The 25,829-nt window shown below is 66.6% G+C and carries 22 protein-coding genes; 6 read left to right on the top strand and 16 right to left on the bottom strand.

The window, feature by feature from the left end:
* Positions 1-34: 34 nt before the first annotated feature.
* The 15 genes from ACE039_RS26995 to ACE039_RS26925 form a co-directional block, all read right to left on the bottom strand.
* Entirely contained in the window at positions 35-787 is a 753-nt protein-coding gene (locus ACE039_RS26995) for a glucose 1-dehydrogenase (protein ID WP_485823839.1), read from the bottom strand.
* Between the two features lie 25 nt (positions 788-812).
* Positions 813-2,249: an aldehyde dehydrogenase family protein gene (locus tag ACE039_RS26990; protein WP_485823838.1), complete on the bottom strand. Its 1,437-nt coding sequence runs from the start codon at positions 2,247-2,249 to the stop codon at positions 813-815.
* 17 nt (positions 2,250-2,266) lie between these two features.
* Complete coding sequence (locus tag ACE039_RS26985; RefSeq protein WP_313458898.1) at positions 2,267-2,923, bottom strand: ABC transporter ATP-binding protein; 657 nt, start codon at positions 2,921-2,923, stop codon at positions 2,267-2,269.
* Positions 2,924-2,926: 3 nt separating this feature from the next.
* Positions 2,927-3,667, bottom strand: a complete 741-nt coding sequence (locus ACE039_RS26980) for an ABC transporter ATP-binding protein (RefSeq protein WP_105557047.1) — start codon at positions 3,665-3,667, stop codon at positions 2,927-2,929.
* Between the two features lie 2 nt (positions 3,668-3,669).
* Positions 3,670-4,674 carry a branched-chain amino acid ABC transporter permease gene (locus tag ACE039_RS26975; protein WP_332007744.1) on the bottom strand — a complete coding sequence of 335 codons (1,005 nt, stop codon included), beginning with the start codon at positions 4,672-4,674 and terminating at the stop codon, positions 3,670-3,672.
* Entirely contained in the window at positions 4,674-5,579 is a 906-nt protein-coding gene (locus tag ACE039_RS26970; protein WP_105557049.1) for a branched-chain amino acid ABC transporter permease, read from the bottom strand. Before ACE039_RS26970 ends, ACE039_RS26975 begins: the two co-directional genes overlap by 1 nt.
* Before the next feature lie 314 nt (positions 5,580-5,893).
* Entirely contained in the window at positions 5,894-6,448 is a 555-nt protein-coding gene (locus tag ACE039_RS26965; RefSeq protein ID WP_105557124.1) for an electron transporter SenC, read from the bottom strand.
* On the bottom strand, positions 6,445-7,830 hold the full coding sequence (locus tag ACE039_RS26960; protein WP_485823837.1) for a GldG family protein: 1,386 nt from the start codon (positions 7,828-7,830) through the stop codon (positions 6,445-6,447). The genes ACE039_RS26965 and ACE039_RS26960 overlap by 4 nt, the downstream gene beginning before the upstream one ends.
* The gene (locus tag ACE039_RS26955; RefSeq protein WP_105557051.1) at positions 7,827-8,540 is read right to left on the bottom strand and encodes an ABC transporter permease; all 714 of its coding nucleotides are present in this window, start codon (positions 8,538-8,540) and stop codon (positions 7,827-7,829) included. The genes ACE039_RS26960 and ACE039_RS26955 overlap by 4 nt, the downstream gene beginning before the upstream one ends.
* Complete coding sequence (locus ACE039_RS26950; protein WP_485823836.1) at positions 8,537-9,517, bottom strand: ABC transporter ATP-binding protein; 981 nt, start codon at positions 9,515-9,517, stop codon at positions 8,537-8,539. The genes ACE039_RS26955 and ACE039_RS26950 overlap by 4 nt, the downstream gene beginning before the upstream one ends.
* An 11-nt stretch (positions 9,518-9,528) precedes the next feature.
* Complete coding sequence (locus tag ACE039_RS26945) at positions 9,529-10,395, bottom strand: N-acyl homoserine lactonase family protein (protein WP_105557053.1); 867 nt, start codon at positions 10,393-10,395, stop codon at positions 9,529-9,531.
* Positions 10,396-10,680: 285 nt separating this feature from the next.
* Entirely contained in the window at positions 10,681-12,699 is a 2,019-nt protein-coding gene (locus ACE039_RS26940; protein ID WP_485823835.1) for an aconitase family protein, read from the bottom strand.
* Between the two features lie 8 nt (positions 12,700-12,707).
* The gene (locus ACE039_RS26935) at positions 12,708-13,682 is read right to left on the bottom strand and encodes a Bug family tripartite tricarboxylate transporter substrate binding protein (protein WP_485823834.1); all 975 of its coding nucleotides are present in this window, start codon (positions 13,680-13,682) and stop codon (positions 12,708-12,710) included.
* Positions 13,683-13,834: 152 nt separating this feature from the next.
* The gene (locus ACE039_RS26930) at positions 13,835-14,737 is read right to left on the bottom strand and encodes a LysR family transcriptional regulator (RefSeq protein WP_485823833.1); all 903 of its coding nucleotides are present in this window, start codon (positions 14,735-14,737) and stop codon (positions 13,835-13,837) included.
* A gap of 85 nt (positions 14,738-14,822) precedes the next feature.
* On the bottom strand, positions 14,823-18,380 hold the full coding sequence (locus tag ACE039_RS26925) for an indolepyruvate ferredoxin oxidoreductase family protein (protein WP_485823832.1): 3,558 nt from the start codon (positions 18,378-18,380) through the stop codon (positions 14,823-14,825).
* A gap of 102 nt (positions 18,381-18,482) precedes the next feature.
* Between ACE039_RS26925 and ACE039_RS26920 the strand changes: the two genes are divergently transcribed.
* Positions 18,483-19,388 (top strand): LysR substrate-binding domain-containing protein, encoded by a 906-nt coding sequence (locus ACE039_RS26920; RefSeq protein ID WP_485823831.1) that lies wholly within the window; start codon positions 18,483-18,485, stop codon positions 19,386-19,388.
* A gap of 4 nt (positions 19,389-19,392) precedes the next feature.
* On the opposite strand, the gene ACE039_RS26915 is transcribed toward ACE039_RS26920, so the two are convergent.
* Positions 19,393-20,301, bottom strand: coding sequence for a LysR family transcriptional regulator (locus ACE039_RS26915; protein WP_485823830.1), 909 nt, complete (start codon positions 20,299-20,301; stop codon positions 19,393-19,395).
* Between the two features lie 123 nt (positions 20,302-20,424).
* Here ACE039_RS26915 and ACE039_RS26910 point away from each other — a divergent pair, with 123 nt between their 5' ends.
* From ACE039_RS26910 to ACE039_RS26890, 5 genes are all read left to right on the top strand, one after another.
* Positions 20,425-21,018: an amino acid synthesis family protein gene (locus tag ACE039_RS26910; protein ID WP_485823829.1), complete on the top strand. Its 594-nt coding sequence runs from the start codon at positions 20,425-20,427 to the stop codon at positions 21,016-21,018.
* Positions 21,015-21,800: an alpha/beta fold hydrolase gene (locus ACE039_RS26905; RefSeq protein ID WP_485823828.1), complete on the top strand. Its 786-nt coding sequence runs from the start codon at positions 21,015-21,017 to the stop codon at positions 21,798-21,800. Before ACE039_RS26910 ends, ACE039_RS26905 begins: the two co-directional genes overlap by 4 nt.
* Before the next feature lie 49 nt (positions 21,801-21,849).
* Entirely contained in the window at positions 21,850-22,821 is a 972-nt protein-coding gene (locus tag ACE039_RS26900) for a Bug family tripartite tricarboxylate transporter substrate binding protein (RefSeq protein ID WP_416027749.1), read from the top strand.
* A 127-nt stretch (positions 22,822-22,948) separates the two neighbouring features.
* Positions 22,949-23,764: a PA3715 family protein gene (locus ACE039_RS26895; protein WP_485823827.1), complete on the top strand. Its 816-nt coding sequence runs from the start codon at positions 22,949-22,951 to the stop codon at positions 23,762-23,764.
* A 79-nt stretch (positions 23,765-23,843) separates the two neighbouring features.
* Entirely contained in the window at positions 23,844-25,736 is a 1,893-nt protein-coding gene (locus ACE039_RS26890; protein WP_485823826.1) for a sigma-54-dependent Fis family transcriptional regulator, read from the top strand.
* Positions 25,737-25,829: the final 93 nt, after the last annotated feature.

Below are 25,829 nucleotides of genomic sequence, written 5' to 3'. Positions count from 1 at the left end.
ACGGCCCGGACTTGGCCGGGCCCATTCAAAACGATCAGACGGTACGGCCGCCGTCCACGGGGAACTCCACGCCGGTGATGAACTCCGCCGCGTCGCTGGCCAGGAACAAGGCCGCGGCCGCCACGTCCGACGGCTGGCAGAATCGGCCCAACGGAATGGTGGAGACAAACTTGGCGCGGTTCTCGGGGGTGTCGGGCAGGCCCATGAACAACTCGAACATGCCCGTAATGCCCATCACGGGGCAGATGGCGTTGACGCGGATGCCGTCGGGGCCCAGTTCCACCGCCATGGATTTCGACAACACGTTGACGGCGCCTTTGGACGCGTTGTACCAGCTGAGCCCGGGGCGCGGACGGATGCCCGCCGTGGACCCCACGTTCAGGATCACACCGCGCTTCTGCTTGCGCATCACGGGCACCACGGCTTGCGCCATGTGGTAGATCGACTTCACGTTGATGTCGAACATGCGGTCGAACATGGCCTCGTCCACGTCCAGCATCGGCTGGTTCTTGTGGGTGATGGCCGCGTTATTAACCACGATATCCACCGAGCCGAACGTTTCCTGGCACGTGCGGACCACGTGGTCGATATCGGCGCGGCTGGACACATCGGCCTTCACGGCAAGGGCGGCGGCGCCCACCTCGGCGGCCACGCGGTCGGCGGCTTCCTTGTTGATATCGGCGATGACGACCTTCGCGCCTTCTTTGGCGTACAGCTTGACGATGCCTTCACCGAACCCGCTTCCCCCGCCGGTGACGATGGCGACTTTCCCTTGCAACTGACTCATGACTTGTCTCCGGATAGTTTGGCGATCATTCGCCGTAGAACTGGATCAGCGTTTTGGTCGTGCTCATTTCTTCCAGGGCGATGAAGCCCTTCTCACGTCCATGGCCGCTTTTCTTGACGCCGCCAAAGGGCAGTTCCACACCGCCGCCGGCGCCAAATCCGTTGATGTAGACCTGCCCGCATTTGATGCCGCGCGCCACGCGCTGCTGGCGTCCGCCGTTTTCCGTCCAGACCGCGCCCAGCAGGCCGTAGTCGGTGGCGTTCGCCAGCCGGATGGCATCGGCCTCGGTGTCGAACGGCAGCGCGACCAGCACGGGGCCAAAGATTTCTTCGGTCAGCAGCGTGCTGTCGTGCGATGGGGCGCTGAACAAGGTGGGTTTGACGAAGTAGCCGCCCGCCGGCACGCCATCGGCGATGGCGCCTTCCGCCGCCACTTTCAAGCCGTCGGCCAGGCCCTTGGCGATGTAGCGGTTGACGCGGTCGAACTGCGCCTTGTTGACCACGGGGCCGCAAGTCAAGTCCATTTCCGGCGTGCCAGCGCGGACCTTCGAAAATTCTTCCGCCAGCGCCTTCATGAAGTCGGCGTAGATGCCCTTTTGCACCAGCAGGCGGCTGCCGGCGGTGCAGGTCTGGCCCGCGTTGTGGACGATGCCCTTGACGATGGCGGGGATGGCCAGTTTGTAGCGGGCGTCGTCGAACACGATATGGGCGGACTTTCCACCCAGTTCCAGCACGCACTTCACCGCGTTGACGGCGGCGGCTTGCTGGATCAGCACGCCGACCTCGTTCGATCCCGTGAAGGTGATGAAGTTGATGCCGGCATGGCGCGACAGGCTGGCGCCCGCTTCTTCGCCCAGGCCCGTCACGATATTCAGCGCGCCAGGCGGGAAGCCCACTTCCAACGCCAGCTCGGCCACGCGAACGATGGACAGGCAGGCGTCTTCGGCCGGTTTGACTACGGCGGCGTTGCCCATGGCCAATGCCGGGGCGACGCTGCGGCCGAACATCTGCGCGGGGTAGTTCCACGGAATGATGTGGGCAGTGACGCCCAGCGGCTCACGGATCAACTGGACGGAATAGTCCTTCTGGAACGGAATGGTCTGGCCATGGACCTTGTCGGCCGCGCCGCCGTAGAACTCGAAATAGCGCGCCAGCACGGTGATGTCGGCACGGGCGGTGGACATGGGCTTGCCCGTGTCGCGCGATTCCAGCTGAGACAGTTCTTCGTGGTGCGCCAGCACGGACTCGCCCAGGCGCAGCAGCAGCCGGCCGCGCTCCAGCGCGGTCATGCTGCCCCAGCCGCCATCCAGCGCGGCGCGCGCCGCCGTCACGGCGGCGTCCACGTCGGCTTGCTGGCCGCGCGGGATGGTGGTGAACACCTTGCCGTCCACTGGCGACACCACGTCGATGGTGCGTCCGTCTGCGGCATCGGCCTTGCGGCCGTCGATAATCATCTGCGTCATGGAAAGTCTCCGGGTATTCAATTCAAGGTGATCGAGCCGCGCTCGATCGTCCAGATCTGGTCAGGGATGTCGCCAAGCAACTTCACGTTGGACTCGGTGATCACCACGCATAGGTCGGGTTGCAGTTCCTTCAGCCGCGCCAGCGCTTCCGTGTAGTCGCGCGCCAGCTTCGGGGCCAGGCCCTGGAAAGGCTCGTCCAGCATCAAGAGGCGGGTGCCAACCATGATTGCGCGCGCCAGCGCCACCATCTTTCCCTGGCCGCCCGACAGCGCCGATCCGGACCGGCCCAGCATGGGTTCCAGCTGCGGCACCACCTTCAGCACCGTGGCAATGCGCGCGGCGATCTCGGCCTTGGACTGGCCTTGCACTTCGCAGGGCAGGTTCAGGTTTTCTTCCACGGTCATGGTCGGGAAGATCACGCGGTCTTCGGGCGCGTATCCCACCTTCAGGGCGGCACGCTTGTGCCCGGGCAACGCCGTCAGGTCCGTGCCGTCGAACGCGATCTTGCCGGACTTGATCTTGGTCAGGCCCATGATGGTGCGCAGCAGCGTGGTCTTGCCCGCGCCGTTGCGGCCCACGATGCCGATGGTCTTGGACGGTTCAAAGCTGGCGCTGACGTCGCGCAGGATGCGGTTGCCCGCCAGGTCGACATTGATGGCCGATAGATTCAACATGGTTCAGGCCCCCAGCACTTCGCTTTTGATCTGCGGGTTATTCAAGACCTCGGCGGGCGTGCCGTCGGCGGCCACTTTGCCGGCGATCCAGGCGGCCACCCGCGTGGCGTAGCGCGACACGATGTCCACGTCGTGCTCGACGAACCAGCTTGTCACGCGACGTTCGTCCAGCGCGTGCATCACGGTTTCCATCAAGGCGAACTTGTCTTCAGACGCGACGCCGCTGGTCGGTTCGTCCATGATCAGCAGCTTGGGTTGCAGCGCCAGCGCCATCGCCACGTCAAGCAGCTTGCGCTTGCCTTCCGGCAGTTCGATGGACGCTTCGTCGGCCTCGGGCAGCAGCCCCACCAAATCCAGCGTGGCGTCCACTTCCTTGTCGTCGATGGTGCTTTCCAGCGACCGGAACCAGCTAAGTTCCTTGTTGCGCCGCGCCGCCGCGATCTGCACGCACTGGCGCACCGTATGCTCGGTGAACAGCTGCGGCAGCTGGAATGACCGGCCGAGCCCCAGGCGCACGATCTTGCGCGGCGCCATGGCCGTGACGTCGCGGCCGTCGAAGTACACCTTGCCCTTGGACGGCGCCAGATAGCCCGTGCAGATGTTGATGAAGGTGGTCTTGCCGGCGCCGTTCTGTCCGATCACGGCCAGGCGTTCGCCCTCGTGCAGTTCGAAATCAATATTGTCGGCCGCGACGACGCCGCCGAAGGCCAGGTACAGGCCGGTGGTTTGAATCAGGGGTTTCATGGTCAGTTCCTTGCCGCTGCCTGCGCATTGGGCGATACCCGCGCCTGCCCGGTGGCGCCAGCACGCGCCAGGTCGCGCTTGCGGGTCGCGGCGCGCTTCATGATCTGGCCGACGAACCCGGTGGGGAACATGAAGATCACCAGGATCAACGTCAGGCCCAGCAGGAACTGCCACAGGCCCGGGAAGTACGCCGCCGAAACCAATTTCACGGTCTCGAAGCCCACCGCGCCCAGGAATGCGCCTGCCGCGTGACCGGCCCCGCCCAGGATCGTGATGAACACGAATTCGCCCGAGCGCAGCCACGATCCGATTTCCGGCGTGACCAGGCCCTGCATCAAGGCCAGGATGGCGCCCGAGAAGCCCACCACGACGGCCGACAGTAGATAGCCCTTCCACATGATGAAGTACGCGGAAAATCCCAGGTATTCGATGCGCGTCTCGTTCGTCTTGATGGCCGACAGGGCCTGGCCGCTGCCCGACCGGAAGTAGCGCTGCACCCACCAGGCCAAAGCCATCGACAGCACCAGCGTCAACACCAGCAGCGCGCGCTCGAAAGACTCGCGCTCCATCAGGATGCCGGCCATGGTCGGGCGCACGATACGCAGGCCGTCCGACCCACCGGTCAGGGTGTAGAGCTTGCCCAGCAGCGCGAATAGCACCATGCTCAGCGCCAGGTTCAACATGCCGAAGAAGATGCCGCGGTAGCGCACCACGAACAGGCCGATCACAATGGCGGACACGAAGCTGGCGACCACGCCCGCCAGGATCAGCACCAAGGCGTCGGTGCCGGGCATGGCGCGCGCCAGGAAGGCCACGGTATAGGCCGAGATGCACGAGTACATCGCGTGGCCGAACGATATCTGGCCGGCGCGGGCCATCACCGACACGCCCAACGCGGCGATGGCGTAGGTCAGGCCGATGACGATCGGCGTGATGGTCCAGGAATAGGCATAGCCCAGGAATAGCGTGGCCAGCGCGGCCACGAGGCTGAGTACGGCGACTTTCATCAGATCCTCCGCGCTTGGGCGACCGTGAACAGGCCATGCGGCCGGATGATCAGCACCAGCACCATGATGATGTAGGGCACCGCCACTTCCAGTTCAGGCGCGGCGTAGACCGCGATGGCGCGAATGATGCCGATCAGCAGCGCGGCAATCAGCGCGCCGGTGATCTGTCCCAGCCCCGCGGTGGCGACCACCGCGAACGACAGTACCGTCATGTCCGTGCCGGCGCCCGGCACCAGCGATGTGGTGGGCGCCGCCAGCGCACCGCCCAGGGCGCCCAGGATGGTCGCGATCACAAAGGTGACGTAGCCGATCTTCTTGGCGTTGATGCCCAGCGACGTCGCGACTTCCCGGTTGTGGGTGGTGGCCACGGTCTGCTTGCCCAGCTTGGTGTGACGCAGGAAGAACTCCAGGCACACGTAGGCCAGCACCGCCGTCACCGGCACCACGACCAGTTGGTAGGTGGTGTAGGTGATGTCGCCGATTTCGATGTTGCCCAGCCGGTTGACGACCTCGCTGGCGCTGTAGGGCTGCGCGCCCCACAGCAAACGCTGGATGTCTTCCAGCATCAGGAATCCGCCAAAGGTGATCAGCAGCTTCAGGATGGGGTCGTAGTTTTGCGCCCGGCGGATTAGCACGAATTCCATGATGCTGCCCAGCGCCAGGCCAACGGCAATGGCGGCCACGAACAACGCCGCGAACAACAGCACGGGCGAGTCGGTCTTGGGCGCAAGGAACATGACCAGGCTGGCCGCGGCGTAGCCGCCGAATGCGTAGAAAGCGCCATGGGCGACATTCAATATGCCCATTACGCCGAACACCAGGGTTAACCCCATCGACACCAGGAACAGCAGACTGGCGTACGCCACGCCATCCACCAAGGCGAGAGGCAGTAGATCCAAGGTCAAGCGTCTTCTCCCAATCCGCTAAACACCTGCCGCGCGGACGACGCGTTGCCGCGGCAACGTGACTCTGCACGGTAGTGCGGGCTTGTCGCCCCGGACGCGCTTCGCGCGCCCTTGTCTCGTTATGGACCTTGCATGCCCCACTTCGATGCAAGGCGAAGCGAGCCGCAAGGCGCTTATGTGGACGGCTCGCCAGGCTGGTGAAGGCGCCGGCCATTACCCGTCCGATAATGGAAACGAAGTATAGGTAGCGCCCTTTTCAGCGCCTATTTATCTTTGTGCAAGCCGGGCTTCACAAGCGATAGAGAGACGGCCAGCTACGGGATTTCCACATCCGGGTTTACCTGCAGCATCGCCGCCATCGGCGCACGTGTCTGGTAGTCGGGGATGATGCGGATCTGCGCTTCGCCAGGCAATTGCACATAACGGCCTAGTCCATCCGGCGCCAGCGCTCCCACCGCCATTTGGGCGAGGCGCAGGCCGGCGGCGTCGCGGATGTCGATCCGCAATCGGGGGGGATTCAATCCATAAGATTGATCGGCATGCGGCGTCAGCACGCGGTCACTGCGGGCTTGCGAGAACAGGGCCAGAAACTGCGCCGCGTCGAAGCCGCTGGCCAGGCCCACGGGCGTGGCCGCCCAGCCTTGCCCACCGCGCGCCAACGTCACCGACGCCGCTGGCGTGGCAAGCGTGACTTGCGCGGCTTGGGCCGCATCCCAGGCATACAGGCGCGCCGGTTTGCCGGCGTCGTCGTGCAGATGCGTATGGCCGCCATGGCTGGCCGGGCCCTCGGCGGCCTCGTGCCATTGCCACGCCGACAAGCCTACGCCCGTCGCCAGCAACAGCGGCCACATGGCGCGCGCGGGCTTCACCGCCGCCTCCACCACAGCAGCAAGCCCAACATCAGCGCCAGCAGGGGCAAGGCGACGGTGCTGGTCCAGAACACCGTCCGCATCTGCCGGTTGGTGAGCTCGACGCGACGGCCTTCGTAGTGACGCGGCCGAATCGTCAGCAAGGCGTCCTGGCCCGCCAGCAGCGTTACCGCGCTGGTGAACAACGCGCCGTTGCCCAGCGTGGCGAAATGGCGATTGGTGGCGAAGTCGCTGTCGCCCACCACCAATAGCGCGGGGTGCGCCGAGCCGTCCACGCTGGCCGCCTGCGCGTTGCGGGTGGCCAATGCCATCAAGGTGTAGCGCCCAGCCGGCTGGCCGGGCAGATGCGCCTGGCCGGAGGTTTGCGCCAGAGGCGTCACGACGACGCCCTGGGGCAAGCTGTCGCCCGCAGGCTCCAGGCCCGCCGCGCCGGGAAAGAAGCTAAGGGGCAAGCCGCGCGTCATCTTGTGGCGCGTGTAGTCGCTGACGGCGGGGCTGCCCGGGTCATTGCGGTAATGGCTGCCCGGGTCCACCAATGCCCCGGGCGGACGCGCGATGCCGAAGTCACCCAGCAACGCCTCCAGGCCATGCTGCGTATCGGGTTCCAGCAGCAGCAAGGTCTTGCCGCCCGACGCGGTCCACTGGCGCAACGCCTGGGCGTCGTCGTCGCCGAACGGCGTGCGCGGGCCCGCGGCCACCAGCACGGCGCAAGCCGGCAGCGCCTGCGCAAGGCTGCCGGCGTTCACGCCGCGCGTCGCGTATCCCAGGGTCTGCAAGGCATTGCGCGCCATCGCCATGCCATGTTGTTCATGGACCTCCACACGCGCCACCAGGTTTTCGTCATCGCCGTGGTCTTCCAGGTCGTCCAGCGAGGTCAGGCTGTCCAGCATGGCTTCGCGATGCCCCTGCGTGAAGCAGACCGTTTGCGCGCCGCGCTGGCTGATGCGGATCAACGCGTTGGTGAAGTCGGTTTCGGTGCCGCCATTGATCGTCAGCTTGCGGCTATCGGCGGTCAGCACGGCGCTGCCCGCGAACTGGATGCCCGCCTCGCGCGCCTCGGCCGGACGCAGCGCCGGGTCCACGCCGCGCACGCGAATCAGCGGATTGGCATGTTCATACTGGCGCAGCAGTTCCAGGGCGTCGACCATGCTTTTGTTGCGCAGGTCGTAGAACCACGTCACCGTCACGGGCTGCTTGATCTGGCGGGCCACCTCGACGCTTTCCGGCGCCAGGCTGTAGAGCCGTTGCGCCGTCAGGTCCATGCGGCCCAGATTGCGCGCGGCCCACAGGTTCAGCGCCAGCAGCAACGCAGCCACCGCCACCACGGGCAACCATAGCGACAGACGTTTGCCGGCGCGTCGCCATGGCGCGCGCGGCATCATCGCAGCCTCCAACGCTTCAAGTTGACCGCGGCGATCATCAGCGCCAGCACGGCGACGCTGGCTAACGTCACGGTGGCGGGCCCGGGCAGGACGCCCCGGATGAAGTCCACATGCTGCGCCGACAGGGACAGGGCCTGGAAGAACGGCGACAGCGCCGGAAACGCATCAAGCGCGGCGGGGTAGTCGATGAACCACAGCAGCACCAGGATGCCCCACGTCGCGCTGGCGGCGACGATCTGGTTGCTGCACGCGCTGGATACGGCAATGCCTATCGCCAGGAACAGCGCGCCGTACAGAAACACGCCGATGTAGCCGCCCAGGATCGGCCCGTAATCGGGCTGCCCGTACCAGGCCAGCGGCAACACGGCGGCGGTCGTGCCGGCCAGCATCAGCGCCAGCACCGTCAATCCGGCCGCGTACTTGGCCGCCACCAGCGCCGCATCCGATAGCGGCAAGGTCAGCAGCAGCTCTAGCGTGCCTTGCCGGGCCTCTTCGGCAAACGCCCGCATGCTGACCAGCGGCATCACCAGGATCAGCAAGATCGTCATGTTGTGGAACGCCGTCACCATCTGGCCGGTACTGACGAAGAACAGATTGAAACTGAACAGGTAGCCCGACAACGCCCAAAAGACCGCCACCACCACCAGCGCCACCGGGGATCCGAAATCGGTACGCAGTTCCTTCCGGTACAAAGCACCGAAGCCTTTCATGCACGCCTCCGCAGCAAGGGATCGTTGGGCGCCAGCGCAGCGAGCAGCCGGGTTTCGACCGCGTCGTGCAGCGACAGCACGGCCCGCACTTCGGCGTGTGCCAGCACAATGCGCAAGACGGCGTCACACGTCGCTTCGCCAGGGTTTTGACGCATGCCCATGCCTTCGTCCGCTTCCCAGCTGATACGCCACTTGCTTAGCCCCTCGCCCAACGGCGCGGCATCCACGCCGCGCACGCCCGGGCAGGCCGACAGGGCCGCATGCAGCGCCGGATGGCCTGCCATCGGCAACGCCAGCTGCAATTGCAGGGCCGACTGCGCCTGCCCCAATGCCGCGTCCTCCACCAGGCGGCCCTGGCGCAGGATGGCGATACGGGTGCACAGGGCCTCTACTTCCTGCATCAAGTGGCTGCTGAACACGACGGCGCGGCCCTCGGCGCAACGGCGGATCATCGCGCGGGCCTCGACGATCTGCACCGGATCCAGGCCATTGGTGGCCTCGTCCAGCAGCAAGACGGGCGGGTCGTTCAGCACGGCCTGGGCCAAGCCCACGCGCTGGCGTTGGCCTTTGGACAGCCGGCCAATCACCGTGCGCGCCACGCCCTGCAAATCGAAGCCGTCGATCGCGCGGTCGATGGCCCGCCGGCGCGCAGGCGCCCCGCCCTCCACCTTCACGCCCGCCCCGAACTGCAGGTACTGCGTCACCGTCAGCGTGTCGTAGAGCGGCGCGCGTTCCGGCAGATAGCCGATGTCCGCGCTGCCGCGCCCCGGCGCCGGTTCGCGCCCGCAGATCGTGATGCGGCCGCTGTCCGGGGTGTGGAATCCCGCCATCAGGCGCAGGGTCGTGGTCTTGCCGCTGCCGTTCGGACCCAGCAGGCCCACGATTTCACCGGGCCTGACGGACAGGCTCAGTGAATGCAGGACCTGACGCGGCCCGAACGACTTGCAGACCTCGTGCAAGGCAACCGCCGGCTGCATGGCGCGCTCCGTCAGTCGAAGACTTTGGTCTTGGCGTTCTGCGCATGTTGCTCCGCATCATGGCTGTACCAGAGCTGGCCCTGGCGCGCGTCGCGGATCTGCTTCAGACGGTCGATGGCCTGCATGGATGCCGCCGTGTTCCAGGTAATGCCGGGAATCACGCCCGCCTCGTTTTCGCCCGTGTAGATGGCGTCCGCCGCCAGCAGCACCGTGCCGGTGTTCTTCAGCTTCACCTGCAACGATTGATGGCCTTGCGTGTGCCCCTTGGTATCCAGCAGCACGATGGAGCCATCGCCGAACAGGTCGAAGTCGCCTTCCACCTGGATGAAGTCGTAGTCGCGCGTGGTGTCGAAGTCCTTCATCACGTAGGCGGCGCGCTGGAACTTCTCGGGCCACCAGGCGGCGCGCAATTCGGCCTTCTGCACCACGTGCTTGGCCTTGGGGAACATCTTGATATTGCCGGCGTGATCCAGATGGAAGTGCGAATAGACGACGTACTTCACATCGCTGACGTCAAAGCCGGCGGCTTTCAGCTGCCGGTCCACGACCTCGTCGCGCCCCTGGATGGAATTGAACGCCCCGCACAGGCCCTGCCCCCAGTAGTTGGCGCAGTTGCCATCGGCGGTGGCCTGGTTCATGCCGGTATCGAACAGCACCAGCCCGCGCGGATGCTGGATCACGTAAGCCGGCACCGGAATCTTGATCTTGGTGCCGACGTCCACCATCGCCGTCATGAAGCCTTTGTCCAGCTCGATCTTGCCGACCGAAAGCTGCATCAATTTGATGTCCGGCGACGCGTCGGCGGCGTGCGCACCGCCTGCCGCCATGACTGCCACCGTACCCAATGCACCCGCAAACGTCTTCCAGCTCTTGCTCATTGTTGTCTCCTCGGACCAACAGGGAAAGCCGCCGCCTGGCGGCGACGGCCGATAGCAAGCCACCCGGTGTGTCCCGGGTTTCTTTTGATAGGTGTGTGCTGTGCGGGGCTGACTGCGGGACGGACGGCATCGCCGCCCGAGACGGCATCTGGTGGCCGTTTGCTCTGTTGCGCACTCTGACGCAGTGCCGGGGGGCTGCCAATTAAGGTTTCATTAAGCTGGGCTTCACGGCGTCCGAATTGGGAGGAACCCCTAGACGAAAGGCCCGGGCCGCCGATCAAGCCGTCAGGCCGCGCAGCCGGCCTGCAATTCCGCGAACGACACCAGCTTGCCCGCCAGGGCGCTCGCCATGACGGTAGGCGGACTGGCCAGCCACACGCTTCCCGGTCCCGAGCGGCCGGGGAAGTTTCGATTGATGGCGCTGATGGTGACTTGCCCCGGTTCAGTGGACGATCCCGGACCGCAATTGGCGCACGCCCCACAGGACGGTTGCAAGATCCGCGCGCCAACCGCGGCAAAGGTGCGGTCATACCCTTGCGCCACGCAGTAGTCGCGCACGGCCGTGGTGCCGTACTGCAGATAGAGCGTCACGCCATCGGGCAAGCGCAGACCGCGGTCCACGGCCCAGGCCAGCACCTGGTGATAGGCATCGAAATCTTCGCGCTTGCCGGCCGTGCAGGACCCACCGTAAGCGATATCGATGCGCGGTCGCGCTTGCAGGCTGGAAAGCGGGATGCCGTTGCCCGGATCGCCTGGCGCGGCCACAAGGGGCGACAAGGCCGAACAATCGACGCGTAAAGTCGCCGCATAGACGGCATCGGGGTCGCTGTGCATCCAGCGTTCGACGGCTACGTCCGCCCCGCGGCGTTCACGCAGGAAGCGGACGGTTTCGGCGTCCGGCGCCACGATGCCGGTCAAGCCTCCCAATTCGGCCGTCATGTTGGTCAGGGTGGCGCGCTCGTCGACAGACATTCCCGTAATGACGTCACCCGTGAACTCAAATACCTTGCCCACGCCCGCGCCTGAACGGATCTCTGGCAAGGCCAGCAGATGCAGCACGATGTCCTTGGCCGTCACGCCCGGCGGCAAGGCGCCCGCCAGGTCGACGCGCAGCGACGCTGGCAGCGTCAGGCGCACGGCGCCCGTGACAAAAGCGTTGGCCATGTCGGTTGTGCCAACGCCAAACGCCACACACCCCAGCGCGCCACTATGCGGGGTGTGGGAATCGGTGCCCACCACCACCTGCCCGGGCAGCGCGTAGTGCTCTGCCATCATCGCGTGCGAAATTCCCGCCACATTGGCGCCCCCCTCCTGCGCCGCTTCGGCTTCGGTCAAAGTGCGGTGATGCCGAAGCTGGTAGGCATCGACGAAATCGCGCTGGGCCTGGCACATGACGCGGATATTGGGGACGATGCTCGCCCTGACGTGGTTGGGGCTTTCCTCGACATACGACGTGTGGTCTTCGAACACCACGATGCGCGCGGGATCCACCAGCCGCAGCGGCCGGCCGAAGCGCGCATGCAGCATGTGCGCGGCCATGCCGGTGTAGTACTCGTGGATGAAGCGCCAGTCGGCACGGACGAAAACGCCCGCGCCTTGCGGCGCATCGGCAGGCGTGACAGGCGTTTCCAGCACGTGGCGCTGGATGATTTTTTCGAACAGCGTGCGCGGCGCATTCCGCTGCGCGGGCTGGACGTCACCCCGGCCGAAGGCAGGCGCCTGCGCCACGCCTTGCAAGTGCCGCTGCCCGAACGCCAGCAACCCGCCTGCCCGCACGATGGCGGCTGCCAAGCCGTCGCGGCCCGCAACGATCTCGTCCACCGTGATGGATTCGCCTCGGCGCAGGCGTTCCACCAGACCCAGGTCTGTGCTGGTGTACAAGCCGATGTTGTCCGCATTTTGCCGGTAGATGCGTTCAAAGCTCTCGGCGATGACCAGCCGCACGCCGGCCCACTTTTCGGCCATGGGGCTATGTTCCCGCGATGAGCCCTTGCCGTAGCGCTTTCCCGCCACCACCACATTGATGCCGGCCCGCTTGATCGCATCGACGCCGATGGGCTGCGCCGCCCCCGCTCTCAGGCCCGTATACGGATACCGCCCCAGCTTCTCGTCGAAATGCGTCAGGATCGGCAACGGCGTGATCTCGTCAGTGGAGACATCGTCGCGCAAGGGCACGGCAGACGACGGCTCGCGGGTGCCGTCCAATTGCGCCAGGATGCAGGCGGGATCCTGCGACAGAAGAAGAATTCGGGGCGCCGCGTCAAGCACGCAGGCCGGTAACGCCACGGCAGCAGTCATCGTCATTCCAATCGTCATTCAGGCGTCACCGCCGCCGCCTTGACCAGCGCCTGGCTCTTGCGGATTTCCGCGTTCAACGTCTCTGCCGCCTGCTCGGCGCTGCTTCCCTGCGCCACAAAGCCCTGCGGCGACAGCGTGTTCAGCACGGCGGCAGACGCCATGGTTCGCTGCGTGGCGGCTTGCAGCGTCCGCACAATATCGTCGGGCAGCTTGGCGGGCCCGATCAGCGAAATCCAGGCGTCGTAGGAATAGTCCTTCACCCCCGACTCGTCCAGCGTCGGCGCGTCGGGCAGCGCCGCCACGCGAGTAGGCGTGCTGACGGCCAGGGCGCGCAGCTTGCCGGCCTGCACCTGGGCCAGCACCGACGGCACCGCCAGGAACGCCACCTGGATCTGGCCAGACATGACATCCGTGATCAACGCATTGCCGCCGCGGTACGGAATATGCATCATGCTCACGCCCGCCTTTGATTTCAGCAATTCGCCTGCCAGATGCAGCACGCTGCCATTGCCTGACGATCCATAGTTGATCTTGCCGGGTTGTGCACGGGCGGCAGCCAACAGGTCGCCGATCGTGCGGTACGGCGAGTTCTCGGCCACGACCACCACGAGGGGCGTCGTGCCGATGACCGAAATCGGCGTGATGTCCTTCACCGAGTCGTACGGCATGCTCTTGTACAGGCTGGGGTTGATGGCGTGGTTGGACGACACGATGGCCAGCGTGTAGCCATCCGGCTTGGCGGCCACCAATTGGCGCGTGCCGGGGATGCCCGCCGCGCCGGCCAGGTTCTCGACGATCAGGGGCTGCGCCAGGGCCTTGCCCAGATTTTCCGCAACCACGCGGGCCACGACGTCCGCCGTGGAGCCCGGCGACGTCGGCACGATCAGGCGGATGGGATGGTCGGGATAACCGGCGGCCTGCGCGGACACCGCGGGCAGCAAGGCGCTGAATGCAAGCGTACAGGACGCCAGGAATCGGGTGGGGGTCATGTTGTCTCCGTGTCGTGGCAGCGGGGTCTGTCTGCCCCGGCTTGGGCCGCGCCCCCCAGTCACTTCAAGGGCGCGCTCTGACTATAAGGAGCGCACGCCGATTGCCGAAGTGTCGTCTCGGCAGGCCAGCCATCGCAAACGGAGATGCCGGGTCAGCCTTGCTGCGCCAGGAACTTGACCAGCGTGGCGGCGGTGGCCGACAACTGGCTTTCGGCGGGAAATACGATGCATAGCTGCCGCCGCGCCCACTCGTCGGACAGGGGACGCACCACGACGTCCAGCGATTGCAGATAGAGTTCGGCAACTTGCTGCGGCATGACCGCGATGCCCAGCCCCGCATGCGTCATGCGGCACAGCGCATCCAGACTGGCCACGCGGATCTTCACCGATAACGTGGCGCCCAAGGCCTGGGCTTGCGCCGCCAGCAGTTGGGTCAGCGCACTGTTTTCGCGCAACCCCACAAAGGTCTCGCCTGCAATGTCCTGCAGACTCAGTTGCCTGGCGGAGGCCTTGGGATGATGGGCCGGCAGCATCACCGCCAGCCGGTCGCGCCGGTACGGCAATTGCTCCAGCCCTTCCGTGCCGGCGATGCGGTTGCAGATGCCAAAGTCCGCGGCGCGCTCACGCACCAGGCGCAGCACATCCGGGCTGTGCTGTTCTTCCAGGTCGATATCCACGTCGGGAAACAGGCGCTGAAACGCCGCCACGTCTTCAGGCAGAAACTGCACGATGGCCGACAGATTGGCGACTACCCGCACATTCCCTTTTACGCCCGCATAGAAGCGCGACAGCTCCGCCCCCATGGATTCCACGGCGCCGATGATCTGCTGGGCGTGGCGCAGTACCGTCTGGCCGGCCGGGGTGGCGATCACGCCGCGCGTATGGCGTTTGATCAGCGGTAGCCCGACCAACGATTCCAGATCCGCGATACGCCGGCTGACGGCTGATGGCGCAATAAACTCGCGTTCGGCCGCCCGCGCGATGCTGTTTTCCTGGCAGACGGCGACAAACAGGCGAAGCGAGGTCAGATCAACTTTGCGTAGGAGGTGTTCCATGGCCGGGCAGAAAAATACGCGGCGTGATCCGCATTGACGGGGCATCGTACACCAGGCGATCCCCCGCCCGTCTGCCGCTTTTTCCCTATGCGGCCCGCGTTTCGCGTTCCGGGTGGCGATAACGCTCCAGCAGCTCTGCCTGGCGCGCTTCTGCCTGGTGCGCGTTGTTCTCCTTGACGTGGCCATACCCGCGGATGGCGTCCGGCAGATTGGCCAGCGCTAGCGCGGCGTCGCGGTTGCCGGCATCCAGCGTGCGCGAAAACTCGTCGGCCAGCGCCAGAAAGTCGGCAGCCAGCTGGCGCTCCATGCGGCGCTCGGCGGTCTTGCCGAATACATCCAGCCAGGTCCCGCGCACCCGTTTCATGGGGGCCAGCATGCGAAATGCCACGCCGACCCATGCGCCGAAAGCGCGCTTCTGCAGGCGGCCCTGCGCATCGCGCCGCGCGAACGCGGGCGGCGCCAGGTAGTAGCGAAGCCGGTAGTCGCGCCCGGGCTCACCTTCAAACTGGGCCTGCAGCTTGGCCTTGAACGCCGGGTCCGTGTACAAGCGCGCCACCTCGTATTCATCCTTATAGGTCATCAATTTGGCCAGGCTGCGCGCCACCGCGCGCGTCACCTCATGGCGACGCCCCTCGGGCATCGCCGATTCGCGCGCCCGCACGGCCTCGACGGCCGCGCGAAAACGCGCCGCGTAGGCCGCGTCCTGGTAGGCCCCGACATGCGCGGCCAGCCGCTCGATCAACCCGTCCAGCGATTCGGGCAACGCAACGACTTGCCCGGCCGCCTGCGTGGCCTTGGACGGGCGCAACGCCGCCGCGCCGCGATGCGCGGCTTGCCGGCCCAGTTCAAAGGCGGCCAGATTCTTATCCACCGACACGCCATTGATCTCGATCGCGCGACGCAAGCTGTCGTAGCTTAAGGGCAGGCCGCCCTTTTGCCATGCGTAGCCAAGCAGCAGCGGATTGGCGTAGATCGTATCGCCCAGCAAGGCTTCGGCCAGCGGCCCTGCCTCGATGAAATCACAGTTGCCGCCCGTGCTTGCGGCAACGGCCGCCTCTGCCTGCGCGCCAGGAAAACGCCAGGCGGGCTGCGACAGGAATGCCGCGGTGGGCGCCGCCGCACTGTTCACCACGGCGCGTCCATGGTCGGGGCGCAACCGCGACAACACCTCGGGCGACGCCGACACCAGCGCATCGCAACCAATGACCAGGTCGGCCTCGCCCAGCGCGACACGGGTGGCGTGCAGGTCTTCGGGCTTGTTGGCCAGTTGCACGTGGCTAAGCACCGCGCCGCCCTTTTGCGCCAGGCCCGCCATGTCCAGCACGGTGACGCCCTTGCCTTCAATGTGCGCGGCCGCTCCCAGCAGCGCGCCGATCGTCACCACGCCGGTTCCGCCCACGCCTGCGATCACCATGCGGTAGGCCGCGCCCGCGGCGATGGCCGCGGGATCCGGCAATGGCGCCTCGGGCATCGGCGGCTGGGTTGCGCCTGCCAGGGCCGGCTTGCGCAGCACCGCCCCTTCGGCCGTGACGAAGCTGGGGCAGAACCCTTCCACGCACGAGAAGTCCTTGTTGCATGACGACTGGTTGATGCGGCGCTTGGTGCCCAGCGGCGTATCCAGGGGTTCCACCGACAGGCAGTTGGACTTGACCGAGCAGTCACCGCAGCCTTCGCATACCGCGTCGTTGATGAAGGCCCGGCGCAGCGGATCCGGGTAATCGCCACGCTTGCGGCGGCGCCGCTTCTCGGTGGCGCAAGTCTGGTCGTAGATCAGCACCGTCGTGCCTTCAATCTCGCGCAGCGCGCGCTGCACGTCGTCCAGCGACTTGCGATGATGCACGTCGATGTCGCCCGGCAACGCCGCCGCGCCGGTATATTTTTCTGGCTCGTCCGTGACCACCACGGTTTTCACAACCCCTTCCGCCTGCATCTGCGCCGCAATCTGCGGCACCGTCAGCACGCCGTCCACCGGCTGGCCGCCCGTCATGGCGACGGCGTCGTTGTACAGGATCTTGTAGGTGATCGACGCACGCGCCGCGACCGCGGCGCGAATTGCCAGCAGCCCCGAATGGAAATAGGTGCCGTCGCCCAGATTGGCGAAGATATGGCGTTCGCGGGTGAAATCCTTCTGCCCCAGCCACGCCACGCCTTCGCCGCCCATCTGGCTGAAGGTGTCGGTGTCGCGGTTCATCCACATTGCCATGTAATGGCAGCCGATGCCGGCCACCGCGCGCGACCCTTCCGGCACGCGGGTGGAGGTGTTGTGCGGGCAACCCGAGCAAAACCAGGGTTTGCGCTCTTCCACCAGCGTCGGGCGCGCGGCCTCGCGTTCCTTGGCATCGATCACAGCCAGCCGCGCCGCGATGCGGGCGCGCAAGCCGGAAGACAGGTCGGCCTTGTCCAACCGCGCGGCAATGGCGCGGGCGATCAGCGCGGGTGACAGCTCGTAGCGCGCCGGCAGCAGCCAGCCGCCTCGCGGCGTGGACCATTCGCCGCCGCCATGCTCGCGCTCGTCGAACTTGCCGTACACGCGCGGCCGCACGTCGTCGCGCCAGTTGTAGAGTTCTTCCTTCAGCGCGTATTCGAGGATCTGGCGCTTTTCCTCGACCACAAGAATCTCTTTCAGGCCGGTGGCGAATTCGCGCGCGCCTTGCGCGTCCAGCGGCCAGATACAGCCCACCTTCATGACGCGGATACCGGCTTCGGCACAGGCTGCCTCGTCCAGCCCCAGGTCGTTCAGGGCCTGACGCACATCCAGATACGCCTTGCCCGCCGTCATGATGCCGAACGTCGCCCGGGGCGAATCCAGCACCACGCGGTTGAGCTTGTTCGCCCGCACATACGCCAGCGCGGCATACCACTTGTGGTCCAACAAGCGGGCCTCTTGCGCCAGCGGCGAATCCGGCCAGCGAATGTTCAGCCCGCCCTCCGGCAAGGCCTCGTCCGGCAACACGATGCGCACGCGCGCCGGATCCACATCCACCGATGCACTGGACTCGACGACGTCCGTCACGCACTTCATCGCCACCCACAACCCGGTGTAGCGGCTCATGGCCCAACCGTGCAGCCCGTAGTCCAGGTATTCCTGGACATTGGATGGGTACAGCACCGGGATGCCACTGGCGATCAGCACATGTTCCGACTGATGCGCGACCGACGAGGACTTGGCGGCATGGTCATCGCCCGCCAACATCAGCACGCCGCCGTGCGCGGAGGAGCCCGCCGAGTTGGCGTGCTTGAGCACATCCACCGAACGGTCCACGCCCGGCCCCTTGCCGTACCACATGCCGAACACGCCGTCGCGGGTGGCGCCCGGGAACAGGTTCAACTGCTGCGAGCCCCAGACGGCGGTCGCGGCCAGGTCTTCGTTCACACCGGGCTGGAACACGACGTCGTGCGACTTCAGGTGCTTCTTGGCCTTCCACAGCGCCTGGTCCAGGCCGCCCAACGGCGAGCCCCGATAGCCCGAGATGTAGCCGCCGGTGTTCAGGCCGGCCTGCTGGTCGCGCAGCTTCTGCAACAACGGCAAGCGCACAAGCGCCTGGGTGCCGCTGAGATAGATGCGGCCGGTGGTCCGGGTGTATTTGTCGTCGAGCGTCAGGCCATGGGTATCGGCCACGCCTGGGGGTAGTGGGGCGTTCACGCGCTTGTCTCCTGCATGCGGATTTGAGTGTTTTCCGCAGTGTAGGAACGCCGTTGGTTATCGTATATTCATAGTTTCAGCTAGCAGGTATTCGAAAAACAGATGGCTAATGATGTCACCCTGCGGCAGCTGCGCTATTTCGCGGCGGCCGCCCGCACGGGCCGGTTTTCCATGGCGGCGGCCGACGAACATGTTTCGCAATCGGCCGTCACCAACGCCGTGCTGGCCCTGGAATCCCAGTTGGGGGTGCGCCTGTTCGACCGCCATCCGCACGGCGTCACGCTGACCCCGGAAGGCCACAATTTTCATCGGCGGACGCAGGACATTCTGGATTCGCTGGACGACGCCATCCGCGAGCCCGGCTTTCAGCGCTATGCGCTGCGCGGCACGGTGCGCATCGCCGCGTCGTACACGGTGCTGGGGTATTTCCTGCCCGACCTGCTGGCGCGCTTCCGCCGGCGCTACCCGGAGGTGGTGCTGGACCTGGTGGACCTGGACCGCCCGGAAATCGAAGCGGCGGTGGCCAGCGGCGACGTCGAGCTGGGCGTGGCGCTGCTGTCCAATGTGGACAAGCGCGAGCGATTTGGCCATCAGGTGCTGGTGCGATCGCGGCGGCAACTGTGGACGGCGTCCGGCCATCCGCTGCTGTCCGCCTCGGCGCCGTCGTTGGCCGACATCGCGCGCTATCCCTACATCCTGCTGGAGGTGGACGAAGGCGAACGGTCCACGCTGAACTACTGGCGCACGCATGGCCTGCGGCCCGACATCGCCCTGCGCACGCGGTCCATGGAAGCGCTGCGCGGGCTGGTCGCACATGGCTTCGGCGTCACCATGCTGTCGGACATGGTCTATCGCCCCTGGTCGCTGGAAGGCCGCAAGATCGAGGCCCTGCCCATCACCGACGCCGTGCCGCCCATGGAGGCCGGGCTGCTGTGGCATCCCCGCGCGGGGCTGGCCAAGCCGGCCGATGCCTTTCGACAGTTCATGATGGTGGCTTGCGGGGTGTAGGGGGCTACACCAGCACGGCCCCCTTGCGGCGCGTGAACCGCGTCAGCGAGTCAAGCGCCATCGCATGCATGGCCGCCACCGACGGCAGCAAGGTTTCTTCCTTGCGCGTCAGCACGCCGACAATGCGCTCAACCGTCGGTTCAGACAGCGGCACGAAGGCCAGGCCCGAGCCGACCGCCGGCCGCGCCAGCACCGGCAGCACCGTAACACCCAAGCCGCCGACCACGCTGGCCAGCAACGACGCGCGGTTCGACACCACCATGGCCGGGTCGTCGATGACGTGCCCCAGTTGCCGGCTCTTCAAGCTGTCGAACGTGGCGTTTCCGATCAGGCGTTCGGCTTCCAGCGCCGACCACGGCACCGGGCCACGCCGGCGCGCCAGGGGGTGCCCTTTTCGGCACACCAGCCCGAACGCATCCCGCGCAACGGGCGTGAACGCCACCTCGGCCGTGCGCGGCACCTGGCCCGCCACGCCCACCTGCACTTCACCGGTCAGCACCAGCCGGTGCACATCCTGCGACGATTCATCCAGGGCGCGGATGCGGATGTCCGGGTGGCTGCGGGCGTAGCGCTCCAGCAGCTTTGGCAGCCATTCGTCCGCCAGCGACGGCATCACCGCCAGCGACACGGGTCCGGTATGGCCCATGCCCAGCTGGCGCGCGGCATCCAGCACGCGGTCATGCGTGGCCAGCAGTTCACGCAGCAGCGGCGCCACCGCATGGCCCAACGGCGTCAGTTGCGCCCGCTTGCCCGCTTCGAACAGGGGCGCGCCCAGCTGCTGTTCCAGGTCCTGCATGGCGGCCGACACTGCGGCCTGCGAACGGTGCGTGCCCTGGGCCGCCAAGCGGAAGCTGCCGTGGTCGGCGGCCAGCAGGAACTGGCGCAGGTGCTGGATCTTCAAGGGGGATGGCATGGCGTCGCAAGCAACCGAATTCAGATTTTCCGAAATTAACTTACGTTAATTTGGATTGTCAAAATTCCGGGTGGCCTTCAACAATGCAGGCATCGTTCATCAAGCATGCATGGGAGCAGCGGAATGGCTTTGCAAGTGCGAAAAATCGTCAGTTACGTCGAAAAGACCTGCATTGAAGGCGGCAAGGCGGCCGAACGGCCGTTGATCATGATCGTGGCGGCCGCCGTGATCCGTAACCCGTGGGCGGGCCTGCCTTTCCAGGAAGACCTGCGCCCGCAGATCCTGGAAGCCGCGCCGCCGCTGGGCGAGTTGCTGGTGGAAGAGATCCTGCGCCAGGCGGGGTCCGCCGACCAGATCGAAGCCTACGGCAAGGCCGCCGTGGTGGGCACCGCGGGCGAAGTCGAACATGCGTCGGCGCTGATCCACACCCTGCGCTTCGGCAACGCCTACCGCAACGCCGTGGGCGGCACCAGCTACCTCAGCTTTACCAATACGCGCGGCGGTCCGGGCTGCGTGATCTCGGTGCCGCTGATGCACAAGTTGGACGAAGGACTGCGGTCACACTACCTGACCGTGCAGACCAATATCAATGATGCCCCCGCGCCGGACGAGATCGTGATCGCGCTGGGCGCCGCCACCTCTGGCCGCCCCCATCACCGGATCGGCAACCGCTATTCCGATCTGCAGGCATTGGCGCAAGAGGCGCAATCGAAATGAGCGCGCCCCGCCGCCGCTCCGGGCAGGGCGCGCCGCTGGTGCTGCTGCACGGCGTCGGGCTGGATCACACGCTATGGGACGATCTGGTTCCGCTGCTGGAACCGGATTTCGAGGTGCTGCGCTACGACCTGCTGGGCCATGGCGCGGCCCCGGGCCTCACGGGCGAAGCGCGCGTGCAGGACTTCATCGCGCAGCTTGACGCCGAGCTGTACCGGGCCGGCTGGCAGCGCGCCAGCGTGCTGGGCTATTCCATGGGCGGCTTGATCGCGGGGGCTTATGCCGCCGCCCGACCGCAGCGTGTCGAACGCCTGGTGTTGCTTAGCACGGTGTTCCAGCGCACGCCGGAAGAGGCCCGCGCCGTGACGGCCCGCCTGACCGCGGCCGCCACCCAGGATGTGGAGGCCGCTGCCGCGATATCACTGCAACGCTGGTTCACGCCCGAATTCCTGGCCACACGCCCGCAGCGGGTGGCGGCCATCGGCCAGCGCCTGGTCCGCAACGACCGCGCCAGCTTCCTGGCGGCATACCGGCTGTTCGCGCAGGGCGATCCGATACTGGCGCAGGCAGCGCCGGATATCGCCTGCCCGACCCTTGCGATGACAGGCGAACAAGATGTTGGGTCCACTGCGCGCATGACCCGGGGCCTGGCGCGCGCGCTGCCCGACGGCCGAGCCCGGGTCGTGGAAGGCCAAAGGCATATGCTGCCGGTGGAAGCTCCCGCCGTGGTGGCATCGGCCCTGCAAGCATTTCTACTGCCGAAAACCGCCGAATCGCCCGCCTGACAGAGGCGATCGGCCATCGCCCCGAAGGGGCGGAGATGGAGACAACCCCATGAATCGCAGAACCGTACTGAAGCACCTGGCCCTGGCCGCCGCGGCGCCCGCCGCCCTGTCGCTAAGCCGCCATGCCGCAGCCCGAGAAGCGCCCTTGCGCGTGATCGTGCCCTTCCCCCCGGGCGGAGGCACCGATGTGCTGGGCCGGGTCATCGCGGCCACGCTGGAGGGCGCGTTGGACCGCCCGGTCGTCGTCGAGAACAAGCCCGGGGCCAGCGGCATGCTGGGCGCGGACTACACCGCCAATGCCGCCAAGGATGGCAGCGTGCTGCTGTTCGCGGGGCTGGTGCCGTCGGTGCGCTATTACGCCCGCCCGCCGGAAGACGTGCTCAAGCAGCTGGCGCCGGTATGCGCGATCGCAAGTTCGCCCTACATGGTGGCCGTCAACAGCGACCTGCCGGCCAAGACACTGGCCGAACTCGTGGCCCAAGCCAGGCGCGAACCCAAAGGGCTGACCTTCGGGTCGCCCGGCAACGCCACGCCGCAGCATCTGGCTACCGAATTGCTGCAAGCCGCCTGCGGCATCGACATGCTGCACGTTCCGTATCGCGGCACGGGGCCGATGATGACGGATCTGTTGGGCAGCCAGATCCAGCTCGTCGTGGCGACGGTGGCGGCGGTCGAGCCTTATCTGAAGGGCGGACGCCTGCGGGTGCTGGCAGTGACCAGCCGCGAACGCCTCCCCAAGTATCCGGATATTCCCACCGTCGCCGAAAGCGGCTACCCGGCTTTTGAGGCGCAGATTCGTTTTGGCACGTATTGCGCCGCGGGCACGCCGCAAGCGACGATCGCCGCGCTGAACCAGGGCATCAACCGCGCGCTGCAAACCGAGGGCGTGCGGGCCAAGCTGGCCGAACAGGGCTTCCAGCCCACGGGCGGCACGCCGGCGCAGTTGCAACAGGCTTTGCTAACGGAAATCCGCGACGTGGCCGCGCTGGTAAAGGCAGGCAAGGTGCGGGTGGACTTGTAGCGATCTGTAGCGGCCGGTAGCGAAAGGGGCGCAACGCCGACAGGTGGCGTGATTAGAATTCGGTCTTCTTCGTCCCTGTCCGCCTGCGATGCCCCGCCCCCTATCCTTCTTGACCGGCGCCCTGACCTTGTCCGCCCTGTTGGCGGGCGGCGTGGCGCGCGCCGCAAGCGGCCCTTGCCCAGAGGCGGCCGACATCGTGCGCAGCGTGTATCAAAACCAGGACAAGCCCGACCGCGAAGGCCGCATCCGCTTAAAGCAAGGCCACGCCTTCGTGACGCTGTCGGACGCGGATGTCGGCGCGCCCTTCGCGGTGGCGTGCAAGGCCTGGCCGGCCAACCCCGAGCTGCTGCTGGTGGCGGTGCCGTTGATGCAAGCCACGCCCGACCCCGAAAACGGCCACGAAGGCGATCTGGAAGTGCTGGTGCTGGACCGCCAGACGTTGCAAGTGCGGCAGCGCCGCACGGTGGTTGATCTGATGTCGGACGATGCCTTGCGCATCGCCAGCCTGTCGTTCGATACGGCGCGCTATGACGTCACGGCCGACCGCCGTGCGTTCGGTATCCGCATCGAACGCGAAGGCGCCTCGCGCGCCAACCCCATGGACGAAACCAGCTTGCGGCTCTTCACCGTGGAAGACAACGAATTGCGCCTGGTGCTCGACGGCCTGGTCGTCAACCACTCGTCCGGCCAATGGGACACGAGCTGCGCGGGCGAATTCACGGAACGCGCGGTCGGCCTGGCGATAGGCACCAGGCAAACCAAGGGCTACCGCGACCTGGTCGCCACCGATTCGCACTCGTCCAGCCGTGCCGCAGTGCAGCAAGGCGGCTGCGAAGAAAAAACCGTCAGCCAGGGCAAGAAGCGCCACACGCTGCGCTTTGACGGCAAGCGTTATCGGATTCCCAAAGCGCTGCGCTCGATAGACAGCGAGACCGCTGGATAACCACCATTTACAAGCGGGGCCGTCTCTGTGCATGCTGCCTAGCTGATCCGGCGTAGATCGGGCGCACCATGGAGACGACATGCCTAGTCAGGAATCCCTGCATTCCGCCCATATCCGCGAGATCGAACAGGTCGGCCAAGGCCGCCCCACGCAGCGCGACGCGCATGTGGTGCGCAGTTGGCTGCGCTGCCTGGACCAATACCGGCTGGATCCGGCCCAGGCGTGCGAGGCGTATATCGTCCCTGACGGCCGCCTGCGCGAACACCGCCAGCAATCCGAAGCCCTGATCAGCATCGCCCGCAGCGGGCTGGACCATCTTTTCCGTCAGGTCGCGGGCCAGAACTACGTGCTATTGCTGGCCGACCGCCAGGGCGTCACGGTGGAGTTCCTGGGCGACCCGGCGCAGACCGACAAGCTGCGCAAAGCCGGCCTGTACCTGGGGTCGGAATGGTCGGAACCGCGTGCTGGCACCTGCGCCGTGGGCGCCTGCCTGGAAACCGGCGAAGCGCTGACCATCCACCAGACCGATCACTTCGACAACACCCACACGCCGCTGTCCTGCACCGCCGCGCCCATCTACAACGCCGACGGCGAACTGGCGGCCGTGCTGGATATTTCGCTGCTCAGTTCCCCCAGCCTGAAGGCCAGCCAGAACCTGGCGCTGCATCTGGTCAACAGCACTACCCGCCGCATCGAACTGGCCAACCTGATGGCGCGCACGCGCAACGAATGGGTGTTGCGCTTTGCGCGATCGCCCGAATTCCTGGACGTGGATCCCGAAGCCGCGATCTCGCTGGACGGTGCTGGCCGCATCCTGGGCATGACACATTCCGGGGCCAAGCTGCTGGCACGCGCCGCCGGGCTGGACTGGCGCCACCCCGCCGACCTGATCGGCCAACCCGTCACGCGTTTCTTCGAGGTACAGCTGGATGACCTGCCGCAATTCACGCGCGGCCATGCGCCGCAAGACCGCCTGATCGTCGCGCGCGACGGCAATGCGCTATTCGCCCACGCCATTGAACCCAACCGCCATGCGCGCGGCGCGTCCGTCGCCGTGCGCGCCACGACCTCGGCCCTGCGCGGGCTGGACGGCGGTGACGCCAGGATGGCGGCGTTGCAGACGCGCGCCGCCAAACTGGCGCGCCAGGGGCTGCCCATTCTGTTGCAAGGCGAAACCGGCGTGGGCAAGGAATACCTGGCGCGAGCCATCCACGAAGACAGCCGGCGGCCGGGCAGCTTTGTCGCGGTGAACTGCGCGGCCATCCCGGAATCCCTGATCGAAAGCGAACTGTTCGGCTATCTGCCGGGCGCCTACACGGGCGCTGCGCCCAAGGGGCGCAAGGGCCTCATCGAAGCGTCCGACGGCGGCACGCTGTTCCTGGACGAGATCGGCGACATGCCGTTGACGTTGCAAAGCCGTTTGCTACGCGTGCTGGCGGAATCCGAGGTCACGCCCATCGGCGCCAACGCGCCACGCGCGGTGCGCCTGACCTTGATATCGGCCTCGCACCGCGATCTGGGCGCGCGGGTACGCGAGGGCGGGTTCCGCGAAGACCTGTATTACCGCATCAACGCGGCCACGCTCACGGTGCCGCCGCTGCGCGAACGCCAGGACCTGGATTGGCTCATCGCGCGCATGCTGGCGCGGCATCAGGACGAGTCCGGCGCGCCGGTGCTGTCCGCGCGGGCGCTGCGGGCGTTGAAGGCACACGCCTGGCCCGGCAATATCCGCGAACTGGCCAACGTGATCGCGGTCGCCGCGGCGCTGTGCGAACACGGCGTGATCGAACCGCAGGATCTGCCCGAAGCGCTGGCGCCCGCCGGCCAGGCCGCCACCCCTGAAGAGGCCGCGCTGCGATCGGCGCTGGCCAGTTGCGCCGGCAATGTCTCGGAGGCCGCCAGGCGCCTGGGCATCGACCGCTCTACCGTGCATCGCCAGATGCGCCGCTACGGGCTGACGCCACGCCGCTGACACCGCCGGCGTCAACACGCCGCGCGCGTCACCGCCACGGCCCTGTCGCCCCGTCCAACCGCCACACTGCGCCGCCACAGGTGTGGCGGGGGG

Source organism: Achromobacter maghribensis (assembly GCF_057334215.1).
Note: the sequence above shows the minus strand (reverse complement) of the source record. Positions and strands in the feature narration are given on the sequence as shown.